The sequence below is a fragment of the Micromonospora sp. NPDC005254 genome (assembly GCF_042872525.1).
In the GTDB taxonomy this organism is placed as follows: domain Bacteria; phylum Actinomycetota; class Actinomycetes; order Mycobacteriales; family Micromonosporaceae; genus Micromonospora.
Genome location: NZ_JBIAKM010000003.1, coordinates 571668 through 590051, shown reverse-complemented (window position 1 = coordinate 590051; position 18384 = coordinate 571668). Strand labels below are relative to the sequence as shown.

The window sequence follows — 18384 nt, the reverse complement described above, 5'->3', positions numbered from 1 at the left end:
TTCCCCGTCTCGGCCGTCAGTCCTGGAAGGTCGCGGCGTTCACGCAGACGTCGAACACGCGGGTGAGGCGCTCGACGTCCGTCCGGTTCACCGAGAACTGGTTCTCGCCGATCTCGCCGTGCGCGGTCATCCGGGCCTCCCAGCAGCTCGACCCGTCCCAGACTGTCAGATTGACGAGGAGCTGTGGACTGACCACACCGAAGGGCAGCAGACCCACCCGCGCCCCGGCCGCGCGCTGCCGCTGCACGAGCGCGGACAGCTCGTCGGTCAGCGTGGCGTAGACGAAGACCCGGGTGATCCGGACGCCCCGTTGCAGGGCCGCGACGTTCGCCTCCCAGTACCGTCGGCCGATCTCGCTGCGCCACCAGCTCAGCTCCCCGCTCACCCGGGGCATCACGTTCGTCAGCGCGTCGAGCCGGTGCACGCAGCCGCGGGTCGCACCGACCAGGTCCTCGTCCTCGTCGCCGCGGCGGATGATCCGCCCCTGCGCGAGCTGCTCGGCCTCCAGCCGGAACTGCTCGTAGCGCCGCTGCGCCTCGGCCGCGACCCGCGTGCCCGCGTGCTGCTCGGCCGCCTCCCGCATGGCCGCGGCCAGCTCAGTGGTGGTGTGGACGAGCCACGGCGGACCGTCCAGCAACGTCCGCAGGTGAAACCGGCGCTCCGCGCGGGCCAGCGAGTCCACCAGCAGCGAGATGGTGATGCCCATCAGGCCGGCCAGCAGCGACTCCACCCCGGAGGCGGCGTTGGTGAGGTCGAGCATGACGCTGAGGGTGATCGACAACGTGATGCCGACCAACGCCACCGGGTCGGTGTGCGCCACCAGACGCGCGAAGCCGTCGGAGGCGCCGCCGCGCTCCCGGGGCCGCCGACGGGCCACGTCACGGACCATCGAACTCCCCCAATCCGCCGGTGCCGCCAGGGTAGACGCCAGCCACAACCCGCCGGCCCCGCCGGACCGGAGCGGTAGCATCCGGCACGTGCAGAGCGCGGATGCGGCCCCGTCGACCGACACGGTCGCCGAGCAGATCACGGCGGACGTCCGGGCCTGGGTCGACTCCACTGCGCTCCGCGGCCTGGTCCGGCACTTCGGCGGCGACTGGCCGACCGGCGACCTCGCCGACGTGCTGCGGTTCCTCGACGACTTCTCCGCCCGGCACTGGGACTTCCGGCAGGGGCGCGAACGCCCGGACGCGCGGGAGCCGACCCTCGACGCGCTCACGTCCAGGCTGGTCCTCGACGCGGCCGCCGCGCTCGGCATGGCGCGTACGGTGCCGCCGGCCCGCCCGGCGTACGCCCACCTGGTCGTGCTGGGCGGCCTGGCGCACGCCTGCGTGCGTCGCGTCGCGTACGCCGCGCACCTGCTGCGCGCCGGCCTGCGGGTGACCGGCGAGGTCGCCGTGCTGGGCAGCTTCCGACCACTGTCCGAGTGGGAACGCGCCACCCTCGCCGACGCGGGCCTGCCCCCGGACGAGACCGAGGTGGACGTGCTGGACACGGCGGTCCGGCAGGTGTTCGGGGTGACCGCCCCGACCGAGCAGGACGGCGTCGACGCCGGCCACCCCCACCACTCCTGGTCGTCGCGGACCTACCGGCCGACGGGCCTGCCACCGGTACGGGTGCTGGCCGCGCCGTCCAGCGAACCCGACCGGCGACGCGCCCACACCGCCGACACCCAGCGGTTCTGGGCCGGACACGTCCGGCTCGCCCCGGGTGACGAGGCGCTGATGGTCACCGCGCCGATCTACGTGCCGTTCCAGCACTGCGACGCGCTACGCACCCTGGCCGTGCCGTACGGCTGCGCCATCGAGACCGTCGGGGTGGACCCGACGCTGGCCGACCTGGCAGTACTGCCCGAGCAGACCCTCACCCCCGGGCGGTACCTGCAGGAGATCCGCTCGGCCATCCGCTCGTTGCGCGCCCTGCACCACCAGGTCGCCCGGCGGTGACCCGACGATCCGCCGGGCCCTACGCCCCGGCGGTGTCGGCGACGGCCTGGGCGAAGACCTCGGAGCGGTGCTCGAAGTTGCGGAACCGGCCGTAGCTCGGGGCGGCCGGGGACAGCAGCACCACCCCGCCGGCCGGGGTCACCTCCCGGGACAGCCGGACCGCGTCCACCAGGTCGTCGACCAGCTCCGTCCGCACCTTGGGCAGGCCGTCGAGCGCCGCGACGATGCGGGCGCCGCTGTCCGGGATGCCGATCACGGTCAGTTCCCGCTCGGCGAGGTGCTCGGCCAGCGGCGTGTAGTCCAGCCCTCGGTCGGTGCCGCCGACGATCACCGTCAACGGTCGCCCGTCGTACGCGTCGATGGCGTGCATGGCCGCGTACGGGCTGGTGGCCAGGGTGTCGTCGACGAAGGTCAGGCCGGACGGGTCGGTGATCTCGGTGAGCCGGTGGGCCAGCCCCTGGAACTCGGCCACCGCGACGGCCAGGTGGTCCTTGGCGGCCACCACGTCGATGCCGAGCGCGTCGAGCACGGCGAGGGCGACGCACAGGTTGCCCTCGTTGTGCCGGCCCACCAGCGGCAGCACGGCGCGGGGGAAGAGCGGCTGGTCGCTGAGGTGGAACCAGGGGGTGCCGTCCGCGCCGGTGGCGACGTTGGTGGTGTCGGGGCGGCCGGCCCGCACCGCCGGCAGCTCCCCCAGCTCGGCGGCGAGCCGTGGGTCGGCGCCGTTGACCACGATCGTCTGCGGATCGTGGGCGAGCAGGTTGAGCTTGTCGCGGTAGTACTCCCGCTCCCCGCCGTGCGCGTCCAGGTGCTCGGGGAACAGCGCGGTGACCACGGCCACCCGGGGCGAGTCGGTGAGGTCGCTGCACTGGTAGCTCGACAGCTCCAGCACGTACAGCTCCGCGTCGGGCAGGTCGAGGGTCGGCACCCCGATGTTGCCGCCGAAGACGTTCGGGCGGCCCATCGCGGTGAGCAGGTGGCTGATCAGGCTGGAGGTGGTGCTCTTGCCCTTGCTGCCGGTCACCCCGACGGTGCGCGCGGCGTGGTCGGCCATCCACAGGGCGGTGCCCTGGGTGACCGGCACGCCGCGTCGGCGCAGCTCGACCAGCCAGGGATGGGTCTGCGGCACGCCGGGCGAGCGGACCACCACGTCGGCGGCGGCCAGCCGGGCGAAGCCCGCCTCGCCGGTGACCAGCGGGGCCGCCTCGGCCAGCGGCCCGTCCCAGGGCAGTGACAGGAAGTTGGCGCTGTCGTCGACGGCGACCAGCTCGGCGGGGCCGTGCGCGGCGATCGCGGTCACAGCTGCCCGGCCCTCCCGGCCGGTCCCCCAGACGGCGACGGTACGTCCGCGCAGGTCAGACAGGCGCACTGGGCTCTCCTCGGGGTCACGGCGGCGGCAGGGCGGGGGCCGGTCCGGACACGGCCGGACGAACCAGGGCCTAGTATGGCGTGTGCCCAACGAGCAGCTCCGGCGGATGGACGCCTTCACCTTCCCGTCCTACTCGATCGACTTCGCCACCGGCGAGGTGTTGTTCGACTACGCGCTGACCGGCCCGGCCGGTGAGCAACGGTTCACCGAGGTGATCACCCTTCCGTTGCCGGCGCAGCCGCCGTCGGACGAGACCGTGGCCACCCTCGGCCGGGTGCTGGAGGTGCTGCACCTCGTCGCCGGTGTGAGCTACTACAAGGTCGCCGCGCCGCCCCGGCTGGTGCTGCCGGCGCCGCTGGGCGCGGCCACCGTCGACTACGTCACGGCCGTCTACACCAAGGGCCTCGCGGAGTACGCGTACCGCAACCAGTTGCCGCACGTGCTCGAGGTGCGCCCGCAGGTGCCGGCCGGCTCACCGGAGTCGCCGCGCGTCTACGACAACTCCGATCGTCGCCCCCTCTCCGCCGTCGGCGGCGGCAAGGACTCGATCGTGAGCTTGGAGGCGCTGCGCCGCGCCGAGCTGGACCCGGTGCCGTTCTCGGTCAACCCGAACCACGTGATCGTCTCGGTCAACGAGGCGTCCGGGCTGACCCCCCTCGCGGCCCGCCGGCGCATCGACCCGGTGCTGTTCGACCTGAACGCGGCGGGCGCGCTGAACGGGCACATCCCGGTCACCGCCATCAACTCGCTGATCGCAGTGGCGACGGCGGTGCTGCACGGGCTCGGCCCGGTGGTGATGTCCAACGAGCGCTCGGCGTCCGACCCGAACCTGGTCTGGAACGGCCACGAGATCAACCACCAGTGGTCCAAGGGCGTCGAGGCCGAAGGGCTGCTGCGGGGGGCGCTGGCCGAGCACGCCGGCCTGACCGAACCGTACTTCTCGCTGCTGCGTTCGCTGTCCGAGCTGCACATCGCCCGGCTGTTCGCCGAGTTCACCCGGTACGACGACGTGGTGACGAGCTGCAACCAGGCGTTCAAGCTGCGCGACGCGTCCGAGCGCTGGTGCCGGGACTGCCCGAAGTGCCGGTTCGTCTTCCTCGCGATGGCGCCGTTCATGCCCCGCGAGCGGGTCACCCACATCTTCGGCGGCGACCTGCTGGCCGACCCGGAGCAGATCCCCGGCTACCGGGAGCTGCTGGGCGTGGACGGGCACAAGCCGTTCGAGTGCGTGGGCGAGGTCGAGGAGTCGGTGGTGGCTCTCGGCCTGCTCGCCGAACAGGACCAGTGGCGCGACGCCCCAGTGATCAAGGCACTGGTCGAAGCCGTACCGGAAACGGCCTGGTCCGCGGTGGCGACGTCGGACGTCTTCACTCCCGGCGGCCCCAACCACATCCCCCCAACCTACGCAAAAGCCCTAACCTCCCTGTCCTAACCCCCTCCCCCTCCCCCTGCCCCCCTGCTCCTACCCCCGTTGATCATGAAGTTATTGCCACTCTCATCGGCGTGTCTTGGCAATAACTTCATGATCAACGCGGGAGGTGGGGGGCAGAGAGGGAGGGGGTCAGGGGGTGCGGACTGCTTCCAGGGCCAGCAGGGCCACGTGCAGGGAGAGGCTTGCCTCTACCGAGTCGAGGTCCACGTCGAGGATGCGGGCTATGCGGGCCAGGCGTTCGTAGAAGGCCGGTCGGGACAGGTGGGCGGCCGCGGCGCCGGCGGACTTGTTGCGCCCCTGCTCCAGGTACGCGCGCAGGGTGTCGAGGAGCCGCTCCCGGGGGTGCTGGGCGTCGTACTCCAGCAGTGGGCCGAGTTCGCGCTCCACGAAGGTCTGTAGCCGGGGCTCGTCGCGCAGCAGGTGCAGCAGCCCCGCGAGGCCCACGTGCGGCAGTCGGAAGATCGGCAGGTCACGCCGGTCCCGTCGGGCCGCCTCGACGATCTGCCGCGCCTCGACGAGCGACCGTCGAGCCTCGCGCAGACTGCTCACCCCGGACCCGGCGGCCACGATCAGTCCGGCCGACGCGCCGCCGACGCTGCCCCGCAGCGCGTCGACACCCGACCCCAGCCGGGACGGATCGGCAGCGGACGTGGCCCGGCCCGTGCCGGCGTCGAGGCGTACCCGACGAAGTGCGCCGGCGAACGCGGTCAGCGCGCGGTCCTCGGCGGCCGCGTCGGGCAGGGCCAGCAGCGCGCCCACCGAGTTGTCGTCGACCGCGCTGGTGAGCGCGGTCAGCTTCGCCTCCCGCAGTGCCTGGCCGACGGCCTCGGACAGGTCCCGCAGCCGGGCCTGGCCGGCCTCGGGGCCGCCCTCTCCGGCGGGGTCGTCGCCACGGTGGCGAACCATCACGCCGACGAGGTGCCGGCGGTCCAGCGCCACACCGAGCGCCTTGGCGCGCAGCGCCACCTCGTCGACCGGTCGGGAGTGGTCGAGCAACGCCGTGAGCAGGGTGCGGTGCAGCTGCCGTTCCAGCCCCTCGGCGTCGCGGCGGATCAACCGGCCCAGCGCGAGGGTGGACGCGGCCCGCTCGATGAGGATGGTGAGCCGGGTGGGCGGGGCGACGGTCGGCTCGCCAGGCCGGGCGCTGGGCGCGTCTCCGCTGGCCGGCCAGCGCAGCAGCAACCGCCCCCAGTCCTGCCCGCGGGCGCCGACGACCGTCACCAGCCAGCCGCTGTCCGGGTCGTACGCGGTGCGCCCGGCCGGCCGGATCCGCCGCGAGTGCTGCTCCCAGCCGTCCAGCAGCAGCTCGGCGCTCTCCCCCGCCGGGTCGTACCCGAGGACCTGCCGGGACAGGTTCTCCAGCACGACCGGGCACCCGGACAGCTCGGCAGCCTGCCGGATCACCTCGGCCGCGTCGGCGCCCTCGACGGAGAGGTCGGTGAACCGCTGGTGGATCTCCTCGGCGGCCCGCAGCTCGGTGAGCTGCGCGTCGACGATCAGCGCGTGCACCGCCTCGGTGATCCGCACGAACGGGGTGGCCCGGCGCAGCTCGACCAGGGGCAGGCCGCGCCGCTCGGCGGCGGCGGCCATCACCCGGGGTACGCCGCTGACGTACCGGCGGCCCAGTTCGACGACGAGCCCGGAGACACCGACGTCGGCGAGGTCGCCGATGAACGCGCGCAGGCCCGCGTCATCGGCCGGCAACCCGATGCCTGTGGTGAGCACCAGCTCGCCGCCGCCGAGCAGGGTGGCGATGTCGGGTACCTCGGCGACGTGCACCCAGCGGACCGGCCGGTCCAGCCCGGCGTCCCCGGCGACCACGCGGGGAGCACCGTGGCGGACGGGATCCAGGGCGAGGACCTCACGGACGGTAGGGAACACGGCCGCCACGCTACCGTCCGTGACCCCGGACCTCGACGTGCCGGGGCCGCTCAGTCGACGCCGAACTCCATGGCGGCGCGGTCGAGCGCCTCGTCGGCGGCGGAGGCGACGCCCCGGGAGGCGATGGCCTCCGCGCCGCCCTCGGGCATCGCGCCGATCAGCCCGGTCGAGGCTGCCTGCGCGGCGCCGATCATCCGCTGGGGTGCCGCGCCGCCGACCATGCCGAGGGAGGCGTACTGCTCGAGCTTCGCCCGCGAGTCGGCGATGTCCAGGTTGCGCATGGTGAGCTGGCCGATCCGGTCGGACGGGCCGAACGCCGAGTCCTCGGTGCGCTCCATCGACAGCTTGTCCGGGTGGTAGCTGAACGCGGGGCCGGTCGTGTCCAGGATCGAGTAGTCCTCGCCCCGGCGCAGCCGCAGCGTCACCTCGCCGGTGACCGCCGTGCCGACCCAGCGCTGCAACGACTCGCGCAGCATCAGCGCCTGCGGGTCGAGCCAACGGCCCTCGTACATCAGGCGACCGAGGCGGCGGCCCTCGCTGTGGTAGTTCGCCAGGGTGTCCTCGTTGTGGATGGCGTTGACCAGCCGCTCGTACGCGGCGTGCAGCAGCGCCATGCCGGGCGCCTCGTAGATGCCCCGGCTCTTGGCCTCGATGATCCGGTTCTCGATCTGGTCGGACATGCCCAGGCCGTGCCGGCCGCCGATGGCGTTGGCCTCCAGCACCAGGTCGACGGGGCTGCCGAACTCCTTGCCGTTGATCGTCACCGGGCGACCCTGGTCGAACCCGATCGTGACGTCCTCGGTCGGGATCTCCACCGACGGGTCCCAGAACCGGACACCCATGATCGGGCTGACCGTCTCGATGCCGGTGTCGAGGTGCTCCAGGGTCTTCGCCTCGTGCGTCGCGCCCCAGATGTTGGCGTCGGTGGAGTATGCCTTCTCGGTGCTGTCCCGGTACGGCAGGCCGCGCTCCAGCAGCCACTCCGACATCTCCTTACGCCCACCCAGTTCGGTGACGAAGTCGGTGTCGAGCCACGGCTTGTAGATGCGCAGCTGCGGGTTGGCCAGCAGGCCGTAGCGGTAGAACCGCTCGATGTCGTTGCCCTTGAAGGTCGAGCCGTCGCCCCAGATCTGGACGTCGTCGGAGATCATCGCCCGCACCAGCAGGGTGCCGGTCACGGCCCGGCCCAGCGGGGTGGTGTTGAAGTACGCCCGCCCGCCGGAGCGGATGTGGAAGGCGCCGCAGGTCAGCGCCGCGAGGCCCTCCTCGACCAGGGCGGCGCGGCAGTCGACCAGCCGGGCGACCTCGGCGCCGTAGCTGAGCGCACGGCCGGGCACGGAGCCGATGTCGGGCTCGTCGTACTGGCCGATGTCGGCGGTGTAGGCGCAGGGGACGGCGCCCTTGTCGCGCATCCACGCGACCGCGACCGAGGTGTCGAGGCCGCCGGAGAAGGCGATGCCGACACGTTCGCCGATGGGCAGGGAGGTGAGAACCTTGGACACGGGGAAGATTATTCAGCAAGACGCATGGTCATGCAAGCGGATCGTCGCGACCCAGTTCCCAGAACGCCACCGCCGCCGCGGCGGCGACGTTCAACGAGTCCACGCCGCGCCGCATCGGGACGACCACCCGCACGTCGCTGGCCGCCTGCGCCGCCGCGGTGAGACCGGGACCCTCGGCGCCGAGCAGCAACGCCGCCCGCGCGCGCTGCGCCGGGGTCAACCGCTGAATGGGTACGGCGTCCGGCGCCGGCGTCATGGCGAGCACGGTGAAGCCCGCCTCGCGTACCTCGTCGAGGCCGGTGGGCCAGCGTTCGAGCTTGGCGTACGGCATCGCGAAGACCTCGCCCATGCTGACCCGCACACTGCGCCGGTAGAGCGGATCGGCGCAGGACGGCGACAGCAGCACGGCGTCGATGCCCAGCGCGGCGGCGCCCCGGAAGATCGCGCCGAGGTTCGTGTGGTTGTTGACGTCCTCCAGGATCACCACCCGGCGCGCGGCGGCGAGCACCTCGGCCGCCGTCGGCAGCGAGCGGCGGTGGAACGACGCGAGCACCCCCCGGTGTACGTGGAAACCGGTGGCCCGTTGCAGCACGTCCTGGGTGGCGGCGTAGACGGGCGCGTCGCCGGTGTCCAGGTCGGCGAGCTGGTCGACGCGCTTGGCGTCGACCAGGTACGACCGGGCCGGATAGCCGGCGCGCAGCGCCCGGCGCAGCACCAACTCGCCCTCGGCGATGAACAGGCCGTGCGGAGGCTCCCAGCGGGTGCGTAGCTCGACGTCGGTGAGCGCGCGGTAGTCGGCGATCCGGTCGTCGTCGGGGTCGGTGATCTCGTGGACGGGCACCCGCCGATTCTGCCGGACGGCCGACCCCCGCTCCGGATGGCCGCCCAACGGGGTGTTTTGTCCGGTCGAGACGGGGAACGACCGGTGGAATACCGGACCCGACGGGAAGGACCAGCCAGGTGAGCGCAGACCACATGGCACCGGGCGAAGCGGGCGCGCTGCCCCGGCGACCGACCGTCGCGGACCACATCGTCTCCCGCCTGTTCAGCTGGGGCGTGCGGCGCTACTTCGGCTATCCCGGCGACGGCATCAACGGCATCACCTCCGCCCTGCAACGCACCAAAGAGCGCGCCCAGTTCGTCCAGGTCCGGCACGAGGAGACCGCCGGCTTCGCCGCCTCCGCGCACGTCAAGTACGGCGGCGGGCCGCTGGGCTGCGCGCTGGTGACCAGCGGGCCCGGCGCCATCCACCTGCTCAACGGCCTGTACGACGCCAAGCTCGACCACCAGCCGGTGGTCGCCCTCGTCGGGCACACCGCGGTGACCGCCGAGGGCGGCGGCTACTACCAGGAGGTCGACCTCCTCGCCCTCTACAAGGACGTCGCGGCGGCGTTCCTGGCCCAGCTCGACCACCCGGCGCAGGTGCGTCACCTCGTCGACCGGGCGTGCCGCACGGCGCTGTCCCGGCGTACCGTCACCGCCCTGGTGCTCCCGTCGGACCTGCAGGACGAGCCGGCCATCCCGGACCCGCCGCACGCGCACGGCTACTACCACACCAGCAACGTGCCGAGCAGCACGCCGACCATTCCGCCGCAGGCCGACCTGCGCCGCGCCGCCGAGGTGCTGCGCGGCGGCGAGCGGGTGGCCATGCTGGTCGGGCAGGGCGCGCTCGGCGCGCAGGACGAGGTCCGCGAGATCGCTCACCGGCTCGGCGCCGGGGTGGCCACCGCGCTGCTCGGCTTCACCGTCGTCGACCATCGCGAGCCGTGGGTGACCGGCGCGATCGGGCTGCTCGGCACCCGGCCCAGCTGGCAGCTCATGACCGGCTGCGACCGGCTGCTGATCGTGGGCAGCAACATGCCGTACTCGGAGTTCTACCCGCCACCCGGTCAGGCCCGCGCGGTGCAGATCGACCTGGACGGCACCCAGCTCGGGCTGCGCTACCCGACCGAGGTGAACCTGACCGGCGACGCCCGTCCGACCCTGCGGGCGCTACTGGACGAGCTGGGCCCCGGCCCCGGGCCGACCGCCTGGCGGGCCGAGATCGCCGAGACCACCTCGGCCTGGCGGCGTGTCCAGCGCGACCTGGCCGCGCAGACCGCCGACCCGGTCAACCCGCAACTGCTGTTCACCACGCTCAGCGACCGGCTCCCCGACGACGTGATGCTCGCCGTGGACTGCGGCACCGCGACCGCCTGGTACTCCCGGCACGTGCAGGTCCGGCCCGGGATGCTGGCCAGCCTCTCCGGCACGCTGCTGTCCATGGGTGGCGCCATGCCGTACGCCCTGAGCGCCAAGTTCGCCCACCCGGACCGGCCACTGGTCGCGCTGATCGGCGACGGGGCGATGCAGATGAACGGCGTCAACGAGCTGATCACCGTGGCGAAGTACTGGCGCGGCTGGGCCGACCCGCGGTTCGTGGTGCTGGTGCTCAACAACCGGGACCTGGCGTTCGTCAGCTGGGAACAGCGCTCCAGCGAGGGGACGCCGATGTTCCCGGACAGCCAGCAACTGCCGGACATCGGCTACCACCAGTGGGCCCAGGTGCTCGGGCTGCACGGAGAGCTCATCGACGCGCCGGAGCAGGTGCCCGGCGTCTGGGAGCGCGCGCTGACCGCCGACCGGCCGGTCGTCATCAACGCGCTGGTCGACCCGGCCGAGCTGATGCTGCCGCCGCACTTCACCGCCGAGCAGGCCCGCAAGACCGCAGCGGCGGTGCTACGGGGCGACACCGACTGGGCCGGCATCATCCGCCGCGGCCTCCCCGCGACGATCGCCAGCTACCGCCCCCGCCGCCGCGAGCGCTGACCCCGCCGGGTCAGCCGCGGCGGTCGAGCCAGCGTTGCAGGGCCGAGCGCGGGTCCTGGCCCTGGGTGGGCTGCTGGCGCTCGGGGACGGCGGGGCGCTCCACCGGGCGGCGGGGCTCGCCGGCCAGCTCGCGGCTCGGCGCGACGAACGCCATCTCCGGCTGACCCTTCACCGCCGTGGCGATGACCCGGGCGACCGCGTCGATCACCTTGCTCTGCACCGCCGAACCCACCGAGTCGGCGGGGTCGTCCGGGTTGGCGGCGATGCCGGCGACGGCCACCTGCGGGGTGAAGCCGACGAACGTCTCGGTGGCGTTCTCCTCCGAGCTACCCGTCTTGCCGGCCACCGGCCGACCGCCGAGGATGTCGTTCACGCCGGTGGCGGTGCCGCCGTTGCACTGCCCGTACGGCGACTGCTGGCCCACCGGGCAGCGGGCCGCATCGGTCGCGGCGCGCGCCACGTCGGCGTCGAGGACCCGCTTGCAGGACGGCTGGCCGACCGGCACCGTCGCGCCCTTCGCGTCGGTCACCGAGACCACCGGCACCGGCGTGCAGTAGGTGCCCTCGGCGGCCACCGTGGCGTACGCGTTGGCCAGGTCCAGCGGGGTGGTGGCGGCGACGCCCAGGGTGAACGACCCCCAGTTCGCGGCGTTGTCCTTGGCGAAGGCGGCGTCCGTGTCGGCGCGGAAGGTGATGCCCAGCCGCTGCGCCATCTCCACCACCTTGTCCTGGCCGACCTGCTCGGCCAGCCAGACGAAGTAGGTGTTCACCGAACGGCCGAAGCCGTCCCACATCATCCGGTACCCGTCCATCCAGTCCGGGTTGGCGTTCGCCGGGCACCAGCGGCCGTCGCAACTGCCCGGCCCCTCGGCGGCGTACCGGGTGGGCAGCTTGGCGGGCGCGTCGAACCCGGTGGAGAGGGTACGGCCCGACTCCAGCGCGGCGAGCATGGTGAACAGCTTGAACGTCGAACCCGCCTGGTAGCCGTCGACACTGGCCCCGCCAGAGATCAACGGGTTGACGGTGTTCGGGTAGTTCGCCTGCCCGGCCGGGTTGTCGGCGAGGCTGTAGTGCCGGTTGACCGCCATCGCCAGCACCCGACCGGTGCCCGGCTGCACGGCCGCGATCGGCAGGGCGCGCTTGTTGTCGTACCCGTACACCTTGGTGGCCTGCTGCTGCGCGGTGGCCTGGACCTGCGGATCGAGCGAGGTGACGACTGTGTAGCCGCCCGAGCGCAGGGCCTGCTCGCGCTCGGCGGTGGTGGCGCCGAAGGCCGGCTGGGTCAGCCACCACTGGCGCAGGTAGTCACAGAAGTAGCCCCAGTCGTCGTGGCCCTGGGCGACGGCGGTGCAGCCGTTGGGCTGCGCGGTCGGGTGCAGGGTCAGCGGCTCCGCCTTGGCCTGCGCGGCCTGCGCGGCGGTGATCGCGCCGGTGGCGGCCATCGAGTCCAGCACGTACGACCGGCGGGCCAGCGCCTCGTCCTTGTCGCCGCTGATCGGGCTGTACGCGTCCGGGGACTGCACCAGGCCGGCGAGCAACGCCGACTCGGCGAGGGTCAGGTTCGCCGGCGGCTTGCCGAAGTAGCGCTGGCTGGCCGCCGCGATCCCGTACGCCCCGGAGCCGAAGTAGGCGATGTTCAGGTACCGGTTGAGGATCTCGTCCTTGCCGAGGCTCTTCTCCAGCGCGCCCGCGTACCGGATCTCCTGGAGCTTGCGACCGACGGTCGGGTCGGTGGCGGCGGCGCGCTCCTGCGGCGTGCGGGTGGGGTCGGTCTTGAGCACGTTGCGGACGTACTGCATGGTCAGCGTGGAGCCGCCCTGCTCGGTGCCGCCGCCCTTGACGTTGGCGACCAGCGCTCGGGCCAGGCCCCGCAGGTCCGCGCCGCCGTGGTCGTAGAACCGCCGGTCCTCGGCCGCCACGATCGCCTGCCGCATCACCGGTGCGATGTCCGCCAGCGCGACGTCGGTGCGGTTCACGTCGTAGAACGTGGTGAGCAGCGTCTTGCCGTCGTTGGCGTAGAGGTACGAGCGCTGCGGGGTGGCCGGGGTCTTCAGCGAGGCCGGCAACGCGGCGTACGACCCGATCGCGGCGCGCGCGGCGAACCCGACCAGCAGGTTGCCCGGGAGCGCGGCGACGGCCAGGGCGAGCCCGGCCAGCACGCCGGCGAGCAGCACGGTGAACAGCCGCGACAGCGGCGAGCGAGAGGCGGCCATGCTCCCCAGGATTGCCACAAAAACCGCCAACCGACCACCCCCGCCTCCCAACTGTCACCAACTTCACGGCCCCCGCCCAGCCCCCACCCAGCCCCCGGCCCGCGTTGATCATGAAGTTATTGCCACGACACGCCGAGGCCGAAGGCAATAACATCATGATCAACGGCAGCGGGAGGACGCCCGCGCGGGCGCTTCAGGGGTTTGGGGTGCTCAGGCTGGCGTTGGCGGCGTCTCGGGCGGTTTCGCGGGGCATCAGGCGGCCGGAGCGGTAGCCGATGCCGATGCCGGCGATCAGCACGAAGATCGCGCCGAAGGTCTGCAGCGAGCCGATCAGGGCACCCCCCAGGCCGAGCAGTGGCGCTGCGATGACCAGCATGACGCCGTCGCCGAGGCTGAACATGCCCGAGCGGGCCACCGCCCACCCGGTGAGGAACCAGCCCACGCTGTAGAAGGTGGCGCCGACCAGGACAAGCGACCGCGCCGTGGCGCCGAAGACCGGAGTCTGCTCGGCGAGCCCGGCGAAGGGCAGCATCAGCACGGTGCCGGCGATGCTGACCAGCAGCCCGGCCGCCGCCACCCGGCGGCTGCGCGTCGCGGCGAGCAGCCCTGTGAGGGCCAGCAGCGCGAGCAGGCCGAGCCAGACCGCGGCCACCCAGCCGATCAGGTAGACGGCGCGCCCGTTGGCCGGATAGGGGTCGTTGCCCACCCCGCCGTCGCTGGCCATCGCCACCGCGCCGTAGAGGATGGCGTACGCGGGCAACAGCCAGACCGCGGCCCGTGCGAACCTGCGCACCGACCAGGCCCAGCTGGCGTTCGTGGCCGGCCCGGCGGGGGTCGGCTCGCCGACGAACGGCAGTACGCCGAACCCGCCGCCGCTGCTTCGGGAGCCCAGTGGGCCAGCGGGGTCGTGCGCGCCGGGCACCGGGGCCGAGGACCACATCCGATTCGCGGGATCCTTCATGCGTTCACCTCGCTCGTCCACGAGCGGTGCGAGACGCGCCGGGGCGCCCCGATTGCCTGGTCACCACCCGTCCTAGGACCGATCGTGGCAGGCGTCGGAGCGCCCCATGAGTCTTTCTCGCATTAAGGCCTGACGGGATCAGCCGCGCTCGCGCTGATCAGCCGGGTCCTCGGTCAGGCTGGCCGGGGTGACCGGCTCGGGAGCGGGGAGCCCCTTCGGCCCCTTGCTACCGGTGGCCTGCGCCTCGGCGACGCGTACCTCGTCGTGGATCTGCTGGGCGGCGTCCGCCGCGGCCTGCGCGGCCTCCGCGGCCTCGCGCTCGACCTGGCTCGCCTGGTCCGCGGCCTCCGGTGCGGGCAGATCCCCCACCATCTGGCTCAGCCCACCGAGCGCGCCACCCATCCCCTCCAGAGCCTTGGTCAGCTCGGCCGGGACGATCCAGACCTTGTTGGCGGTGCCCTGGGCGATCTGCGGCAGAGCCTGCAGGTACTGGTAGGCGAGCACCTTCTGGCTCGGGTTCGCCTGGTGGATCGCGTCGAAGACCGTCCGGATCGCCTTCGCCTGACCTTCGGCCTGCAGGATCCGGGCCTGCCGGTCACCGTCGGCCCGCAACACCGCCGACTGCTTGTCACCCTCGGCGGTGAGGATCACCGACTGCTTGTGGCCCTCGGCGGTCAGGATCGCCGCACGGCGGTCCCGCTCGGCGCGCATCTGCTTCTCCATCGAGTCGCGGATGCTGGCCGGCGGCTCGATCGCCTTGATCTCGACCCGGGTCACCTTGATGCCCCACCGGCCGGTGGTCTCGTCGAGCACGCCCGAGAGGTGCCGGTTGATCTCGTCCCGGCTGGTCAGTGCCCGCTCCAGGTCCAGGGAACCGATCACGTTACGCAACGTGGTGACTGTCAACTGCTCGATGGCCTGGAGGAAGCTGGAGATCTCGTAGGTCGCCCGGACCGAGTCGACCACCTTGAAGTACAGAACCGTGTCGATCGAGACCACCAGGTTGTCCGAGGTGATCACCGGCTGCGGCGGGAAGCTGACCACCTGCTCCCGCATGTCGACCTTGGTGCGAACCGCGTCGATGAACGGCACCAGCAGGTTGAGGCCGGGATTGAGGGTGCGCTTGTACTTGCCGAGTCGTTCCACCACGTCCTGGCGCTGCTGCGGCACGATCCGCACCGCCTTGGCCAGCGTTATCACGGCGATCAACGCCACCGCGATCACCAGCACCCCGACTGTTGTCATCCCGTTCACCCTCTCGCTTCCGGCAAGTCGCCGGCGGAAGAAACATCGTCCTGCCAGACCAGGGCGGTCGCGCCCCGGACCTTAATCACCCGAACCCGCTCGCCGGGCTCGAAAGTCTGCGTCGTGTCGTACGGCCGGGCACTCCACAGCTCCCCGTCGATCTTGACGAGGCCACTGTCGGCGTCCACCCGCTCCAGCACCAGCGCCGTGGAGCCCTCGATCGCCTCCACGCCGAACGGCTGTTCGCCGCTCTCCAGCGCCGAACGGCGGTGCCGCTTGATCACCGGTCGCGCCACCACCAGGCTCAACGCGGACACCACCGCGAAGACCAGGGCCTGCACGGCCACCGGCGCACCCAGAGCGGCGGCACCGGCGGCGGCGAAGGCGCCGAGCCCGAACATGATGAGAAAGAGGGTCGTCGTGAAGATCTCGGCGACCGCCAGCACCACACCCAAAACGATCCACACCACGGCGTCCACACCACGATCCTGACACGCAAACGCACGCGCGACCTCCCCCCGAAGATCAGTAGGCTCGACCAGGCCCCTTTCCGGCCCGCCGAAACGCCACCGACCAGCGGCCCGACCCCAGGAGATCCCCTTGACGCTGCTGCCCGAGACCGCCCGGCAGATCGACGCCCGGGTCGCGCAGGCCCAGGCCGACGGCCACACCCCGTCGCTGGTGCTGGGCGTGGTGTGCGACGGCACGCTGGCGCACCTGGCCACCGCCGGCGCGCACCCCCGCCCGGACGCCGACCTCCAGTACCGGTTGGGCTCGATCAGCAAGACCATGACCGCGACCCTGATCATGCAGTTGCGCGACGCGGGCCGGCTCGCCGTCGACGACCCGGTGGAGCGCCACCTGCCGGGCACCAGCGTCGGCGCGCTCACCCTGCGCCAGCTGCTCGCGCACGCCAGCGGCATCCAGCGCGAACCCGAGGGCGACTGGTGGGAACGGGCGGCCGGCGTGGACCTCACCACCCTGCTCGCCGGGGTCACCCCCGACAAGATCGCCTACCCGCCGCACCTCACCTACCACTACTCCAACCTGGCGTACGGGTTGCTCGGCGGCATCCTCGAACGACTCACCGGGACGCCCTGGGCCGACCTGCTCAACGAGCGGATCCTCACCCCGCTGGGCCTGCGCCGCACCACGTACGCGGCCAGCGAGCCGTTCGCCCGTGGCTACGTCGTGCACCCCTGGCACGACACCCTGCGCGAGGAGCCGCGTACCGACACCGGGGCGATGGCCCCGGCCGGGCAGCTCTGGTCGACGATCGAGGACCTGGGCCGCTGGGCGGCGTTCCTGGCCGACCCCGACCCGTCGGTGCTGGCCGCCGAGACGCTTACCGAGATGTGCTCGCCCGTGGTGATCAGCGACCAGGAGTCCTGGAGACACGGCCACGGCCTCGGGGTGGAGCTCCACCGGGAAGGCGACCGGGTGTACGTCGGACACGGCGGCTCCATGCCCGGCTACGTCGCCTCGCTGGCCGTGCACCGGCCCAGCCGCACCGCTGTCGTCGGCTTCGCCAACTCCTACGGTTTCCGTACCGGCCACATCGGCGGGCTGGGCCGGCAACTGCTCACGCTGGTGCTGGACGCCGAACCCGCCCCGGTCACCCCGTGGCTTCCGGCCGCCGCCCCGCCGCCGGCCGAACTCGCTGAGCTGACCGGCCGCTGGTGGTGGATGGGCACCACCATCGAGGTGTACGCGGACGCAGCCGGCGACCTGCACGCCGGCCCGGTCGGCGCACCGAACCTCCGGTTCGTTCCCGAGGGCCCGGACCGCTGGCGGGGTCGGGCCGGTGGGCAGGACGGCGAAATCCTCACGGTGCGCCGCGACGGACAGGGCCGCGCGGTCGCGCTGGACATCGCCACCTTCGTCTACACCCGCAGCCCCGACCAGGAGCCCTGAGAACCGCCCGCCCGTCGCCCCGGCACGCCGCCGGGGCGACGGGTCAGGCTGGCTCGGTGACGAAGTCGATGAGGCGTTCCATGGCGTTGATCAGGGGGGTCTCCACGTCGGCGAAGCTGTTCACCCGGGACAGGATGTGCCGCCACATGTCGGCCGGCTCGGCCACCCCGAGGGCCGCGCAGACCCCCTCCTTCCACGGCTGCCCCGGCGGCACGACCGGCCACGCCGCAATACCCAGCGCCGCCGGTTTGACCGCCTGCCAGACGTCCACGTACGGGTGGCCGGTCACCAGCACGTACGACGAGTTGACCCGGGCCACGATGCGGCTCTCCTTGCTGCCCGGCACCAGGTGGTCGACGAGCACGCCGAGTCGTCGGGTCGGGCCGGGGCCGAAGTCGCGTACGTCGGCGTCCAGGTCGTCGATGCCGTCCAACGGCTCGACCACCACGCCCTCGATACGCAGGTCGTCGCCCCAGATCCGCTCGACGAGGGCGGCGTCGTGGATGCCCTCCACCCAGATCCGACTGGCCTTGGCCACCTGGGCGCGAACATTGTCCACCGCCACCGAACCGGAGGCGGTACGTCGGCGGGCCGCCGGCACCGGCGCGCGGCTCGGGCGGCGCAACGTCACCGGGCGGCCGTCGAGCAGGAACGCCGCGGGCAGCAGCGGGAAGTTGCGCCGCCGGCCGTGCCGGTCCTCCAGCACGACCGCGCCGGCCTCGAAGCCCACCACCGCACCGCAGAACCCGGAGTCGGCGTCCTCCACCACGAGATCCGGTTCGGCGTCCACCTCGGGGGTGACCTTTCGCCGCCGCCAGTCCCCCGCCAGCACGTCCTCGCCGTATCGCCCCGCCATGTCGATCACGCTAACGCCCCCACCAGCACCCCGCCCCCCGACACACCGCGCCACCCCATCGAGGTCTGCGGCTGCGCCAGCGCTCAGGGAGGTACGCGGGACGGGGTCGCAGCGCCGCGCCCCGGCGGCTGACGGTCAACCGCGGATCAGCGGGCCGCGCTGCGGGCGCGGATCGGGCGAAGGGGGCAGTTCGGGGCAGGCAGGGCGGCCGGAGCGGCAGTCGAGACACGGCCACCGATGACCACGTACCCTTTCGGC

At 72.7% G+C, this 18384-nt stretch carries 14 protein-coding genes; 4 read left to right on the top strand and 10 right to left on the bottom strand.

What is annotated here, in order from left to right:
• Positions 1 to 16 precede the first annotated feature (16 nt).
• Positions 17 to 889 carry a hypothetical protein gene (locus tag ACFYPR_RS12400; RefSeq protein ID WP_355067152.1) on the bottom strand — a complete coding sequence of 291 codons (873 nt, stop codon included), beginning with the start codon at positions 887 to 889 and terminating at the stop codon, positions 17 to 19.
• 88 nt (positions 890 to 977) lie between these two features.
• Between ACFYPR_RS12400 and ACFYPR_RS12395 the strand changes: the two genes are divergently transcribed.
• The gene (locus tag ACFYPR_RS12395) at positions 978 to 1946 is read left to right on the top strand and encodes a hypothetical protein (RefSeq protein ID WP_354858423.1); all 969 of its coding nucleotides are present in this window, start codon (positions 978 to 980) and stop codon (positions 1944 to 1946) included.
• A gap of 19 nt (positions 1947 to 1965) precedes the next feature.
• Here ACFYPR_RS12395 and murD read toward each other — a convergent pair whose 3' ends face one another.
• Positions 1966 to 3315, bottom strand: coding sequence for a UDP-N-acetylmuramoyl-L-alanine--D-glutamate ligase (murD, locus tag ACFYPR_RS12390; protein ID WP_387185445.1), 1350 nt, complete (start codon positions 3313 to 3315; stop codon positions 1966 to 1968).
• Between the two features lie 82 nt (positions 3316 to 3397).
• On the opposite strand from murD, the gene ACFYPR_RS12385 reads away from it, so the two are divergent.
• Positions 3398 to 4747: a hypothetical protein gene (locus ACFYPR_RS12385; RefSeq protein WP_354858427.1), complete on the top strand. Its 1350-nt coding sequence runs from the start codon at positions 3398 to 3400 to the stop codon at positions 4745 to 4747.
• A gap of 129 nt (positions 4748 to 4876) precedes the next feature.
• Here the strand turns inward: ACFYPR_RS12385 and ACFYPR_RS12380 are convergent, their stop codons facing one another.
• The 3 genes from ACFYPR_RS12380 to ACFYPR_RS12370 are packed head-to-tail and all read right to left on the bottom strand — an operon-like array spanning position 4877 to position 9019.
• Complete coding sequence (locus tag ACFYPR_RS12380) at positions 4877 to 6682, bottom strand: PucR family transcriptional regulator (RefSeq protein WP_387185565.1); 1806 nt, start codon at positions 6680 to 6682, stop codon at positions 4877 to 4879.
• Complete coding sequence (gene argG, locus ACFYPR_RS12375; RefSeq protein ID WP_234588495.1) at positions 6679 to 8130, bottom strand: argininosuccinate synthase; 1452 nt, start codon at positions 8128 to 8130, stop codon at positions 6679 to 6681. The genes ACFYPR_RS12380 and argG overlap by 4 nt, the downstream gene beginning before the upstream one ends.
• Positions 8131 to 8158: 28 nt before the next feature.
• The gene (locus ACFYPR_RS12370; RefSeq protein WP_354858433.1) at positions 8159 to 9019 is read right to left on the bottom strand and encodes an RNA methyltransferase; all 861 of its coding nucleotides are present in this window, start codon (positions 9017 to 9019) and stop codon (positions 8159 to 8161) included.
• A gap of 86 nt (positions 9020 to 9105) precedes the next feature.
• Here ACFYPR_RS12370 and ACFYPR_RS12365 point away from each other — a divergent pair, with 86 nt between their 5' ends.
• Positions 9106 to 10938, top strand: a complete 1833-nt coding sequence (locus ACFYPR_RS12365) for a thiamine pyrophosphate-requiring protein (RefSeq protein WP_387185562.1) — start codon at positions 9106 to 9108, stop codon at positions 10936 to 10938.
• A 10-nt stretch (positions 10939 to 10948) separates the two neighbouring features.
• On the opposite strand, the gene ACFYPR_RS12360 is transcribed toward ACFYPR_RS12365, so the two are convergent.
• From ACFYPR_RS12360 to ACFYPR_RS12345, 4 genes are all read right to left on the bottom strand, one after another.
• On the bottom strand, positions 10949 to 13150 hold the full coding sequence (locus tag ACFYPR_RS12360; RefSeq protein ID WP_387259816.1) for a transglycosylase domain-containing protein: 2202 nt from the start codon (positions 13148 to 13150) through the stop codon (positions 10949 to 10951).
• A gap of 193 nt (positions 13151 to 13343) precedes the next feature.
• Positions 13344 to 14111, bottom strand: a complete 768-nt coding sequence (locus ACFYPR_RS12355; RefSeq protein WP_387259813.1) for a hypothetical protein — start codon at positions 14109 to 14111, stop codon at positions 13344 to 13346.
• 138 nt (positions 14112 to 14249) lie between these two features.
• Entirely contained in the window at positions 14250 to 15356 is a 1107-nt protein-coding gene (locus ACFYPR_RS12350) for an SPFH domain-containing protein (RefSeq protein WP_387259811.1), read from the bottom strand.
• Between the two features lie 5 nt (positions 15357 to 15361).
• Entirely contained in the window at positions 15362 to 15835 is a 474-nt protein-coding gene (locus ACFYPR_RS12345; protein WP_354861713.1) for an NfeD family protein, read from the bottom strand.
• 121 nt (positions 15836 to 15956) lie between these two features.
• Between ACFYPR_RS12345 and ACFYPR_RS12340 the strand changes: the two genes are divergently transcribed.
• Positions 15957 to 17270 carry a serine hydrolase domain-containing protein gene (locus tag ACFYPR_RS12340; RefSeq protein ID WP_355067145.1) on the top strand — a complete coding sequence of 438 codons (1314 nt, stop codon included), beginning with the start codon at positions 15957 to 15959 and terminating at the stop codon, positions 17268 to 17270.
• A 43-nt stretch (positions 17271 to 17313) separates the two neighbouring features.
• Here ACFYPR_RS12340 and ACFYPR_RS12335 read toward each other — a convergent pair whose 3' ends face one another.
• A complete protein-coding gene (locus ACFYPR_RS12335; protein ID WP_363940152.1) occupies positions 17314 to 18126 on the bottom strand; it encodes a DUF3097 domain-containing protein in 813 nt (270 codons plus the stop codon).
• Positions 18127 to 18384: the final 258 nt, after the last annotated feature.

Coding starts and splice junctions, on each gene's coding strand:
- ACFYPR_RS12400 (WP_355067152.1), bottom strand. CDS start 889: ATGGTCCGTGACGTGGCCCGTCGGCGGCCCCGGGAGCGCGGCGGCGCC.
- ACFYPR_RS12365 (WP_387185562.1), top strand. CDS start 9,106: ATGGCACCGGGCGAAGCGGGCGCGCTGCCCCGGCGACCGACCGTCGCG.
- ACFYPR_RS12360 (WP_387259816.1), bottom strand. CDS start 13,150: ATGGCCGCCTCTCGCTCGCCGCTGTCGCGGCTGTTCACCGTGCTGCTC.
- ACFYPR_RS12355 (WP_387259813.1), bottom strand. CDS start 14,111: ATGAAGGATCCCGCGAATCGGATGTGGTCCTCGGCCCCGGTGCCCGGC.
- ACFYPR_RS12350 (WP_387259811.1), bottom strand. CDS start 15,356: ATGACAACAGTCGGGGTGCTGGTGATCGCGGTGGCGTTGATCGCCGTG.
- ACFYPR_RS12335 (WP_363940152.1), bottom strand. CDS start 18,126: ATGGCGGGGCGATACGGCGAGGACGTGCTGGCGGGGGACTGGCGGCGG.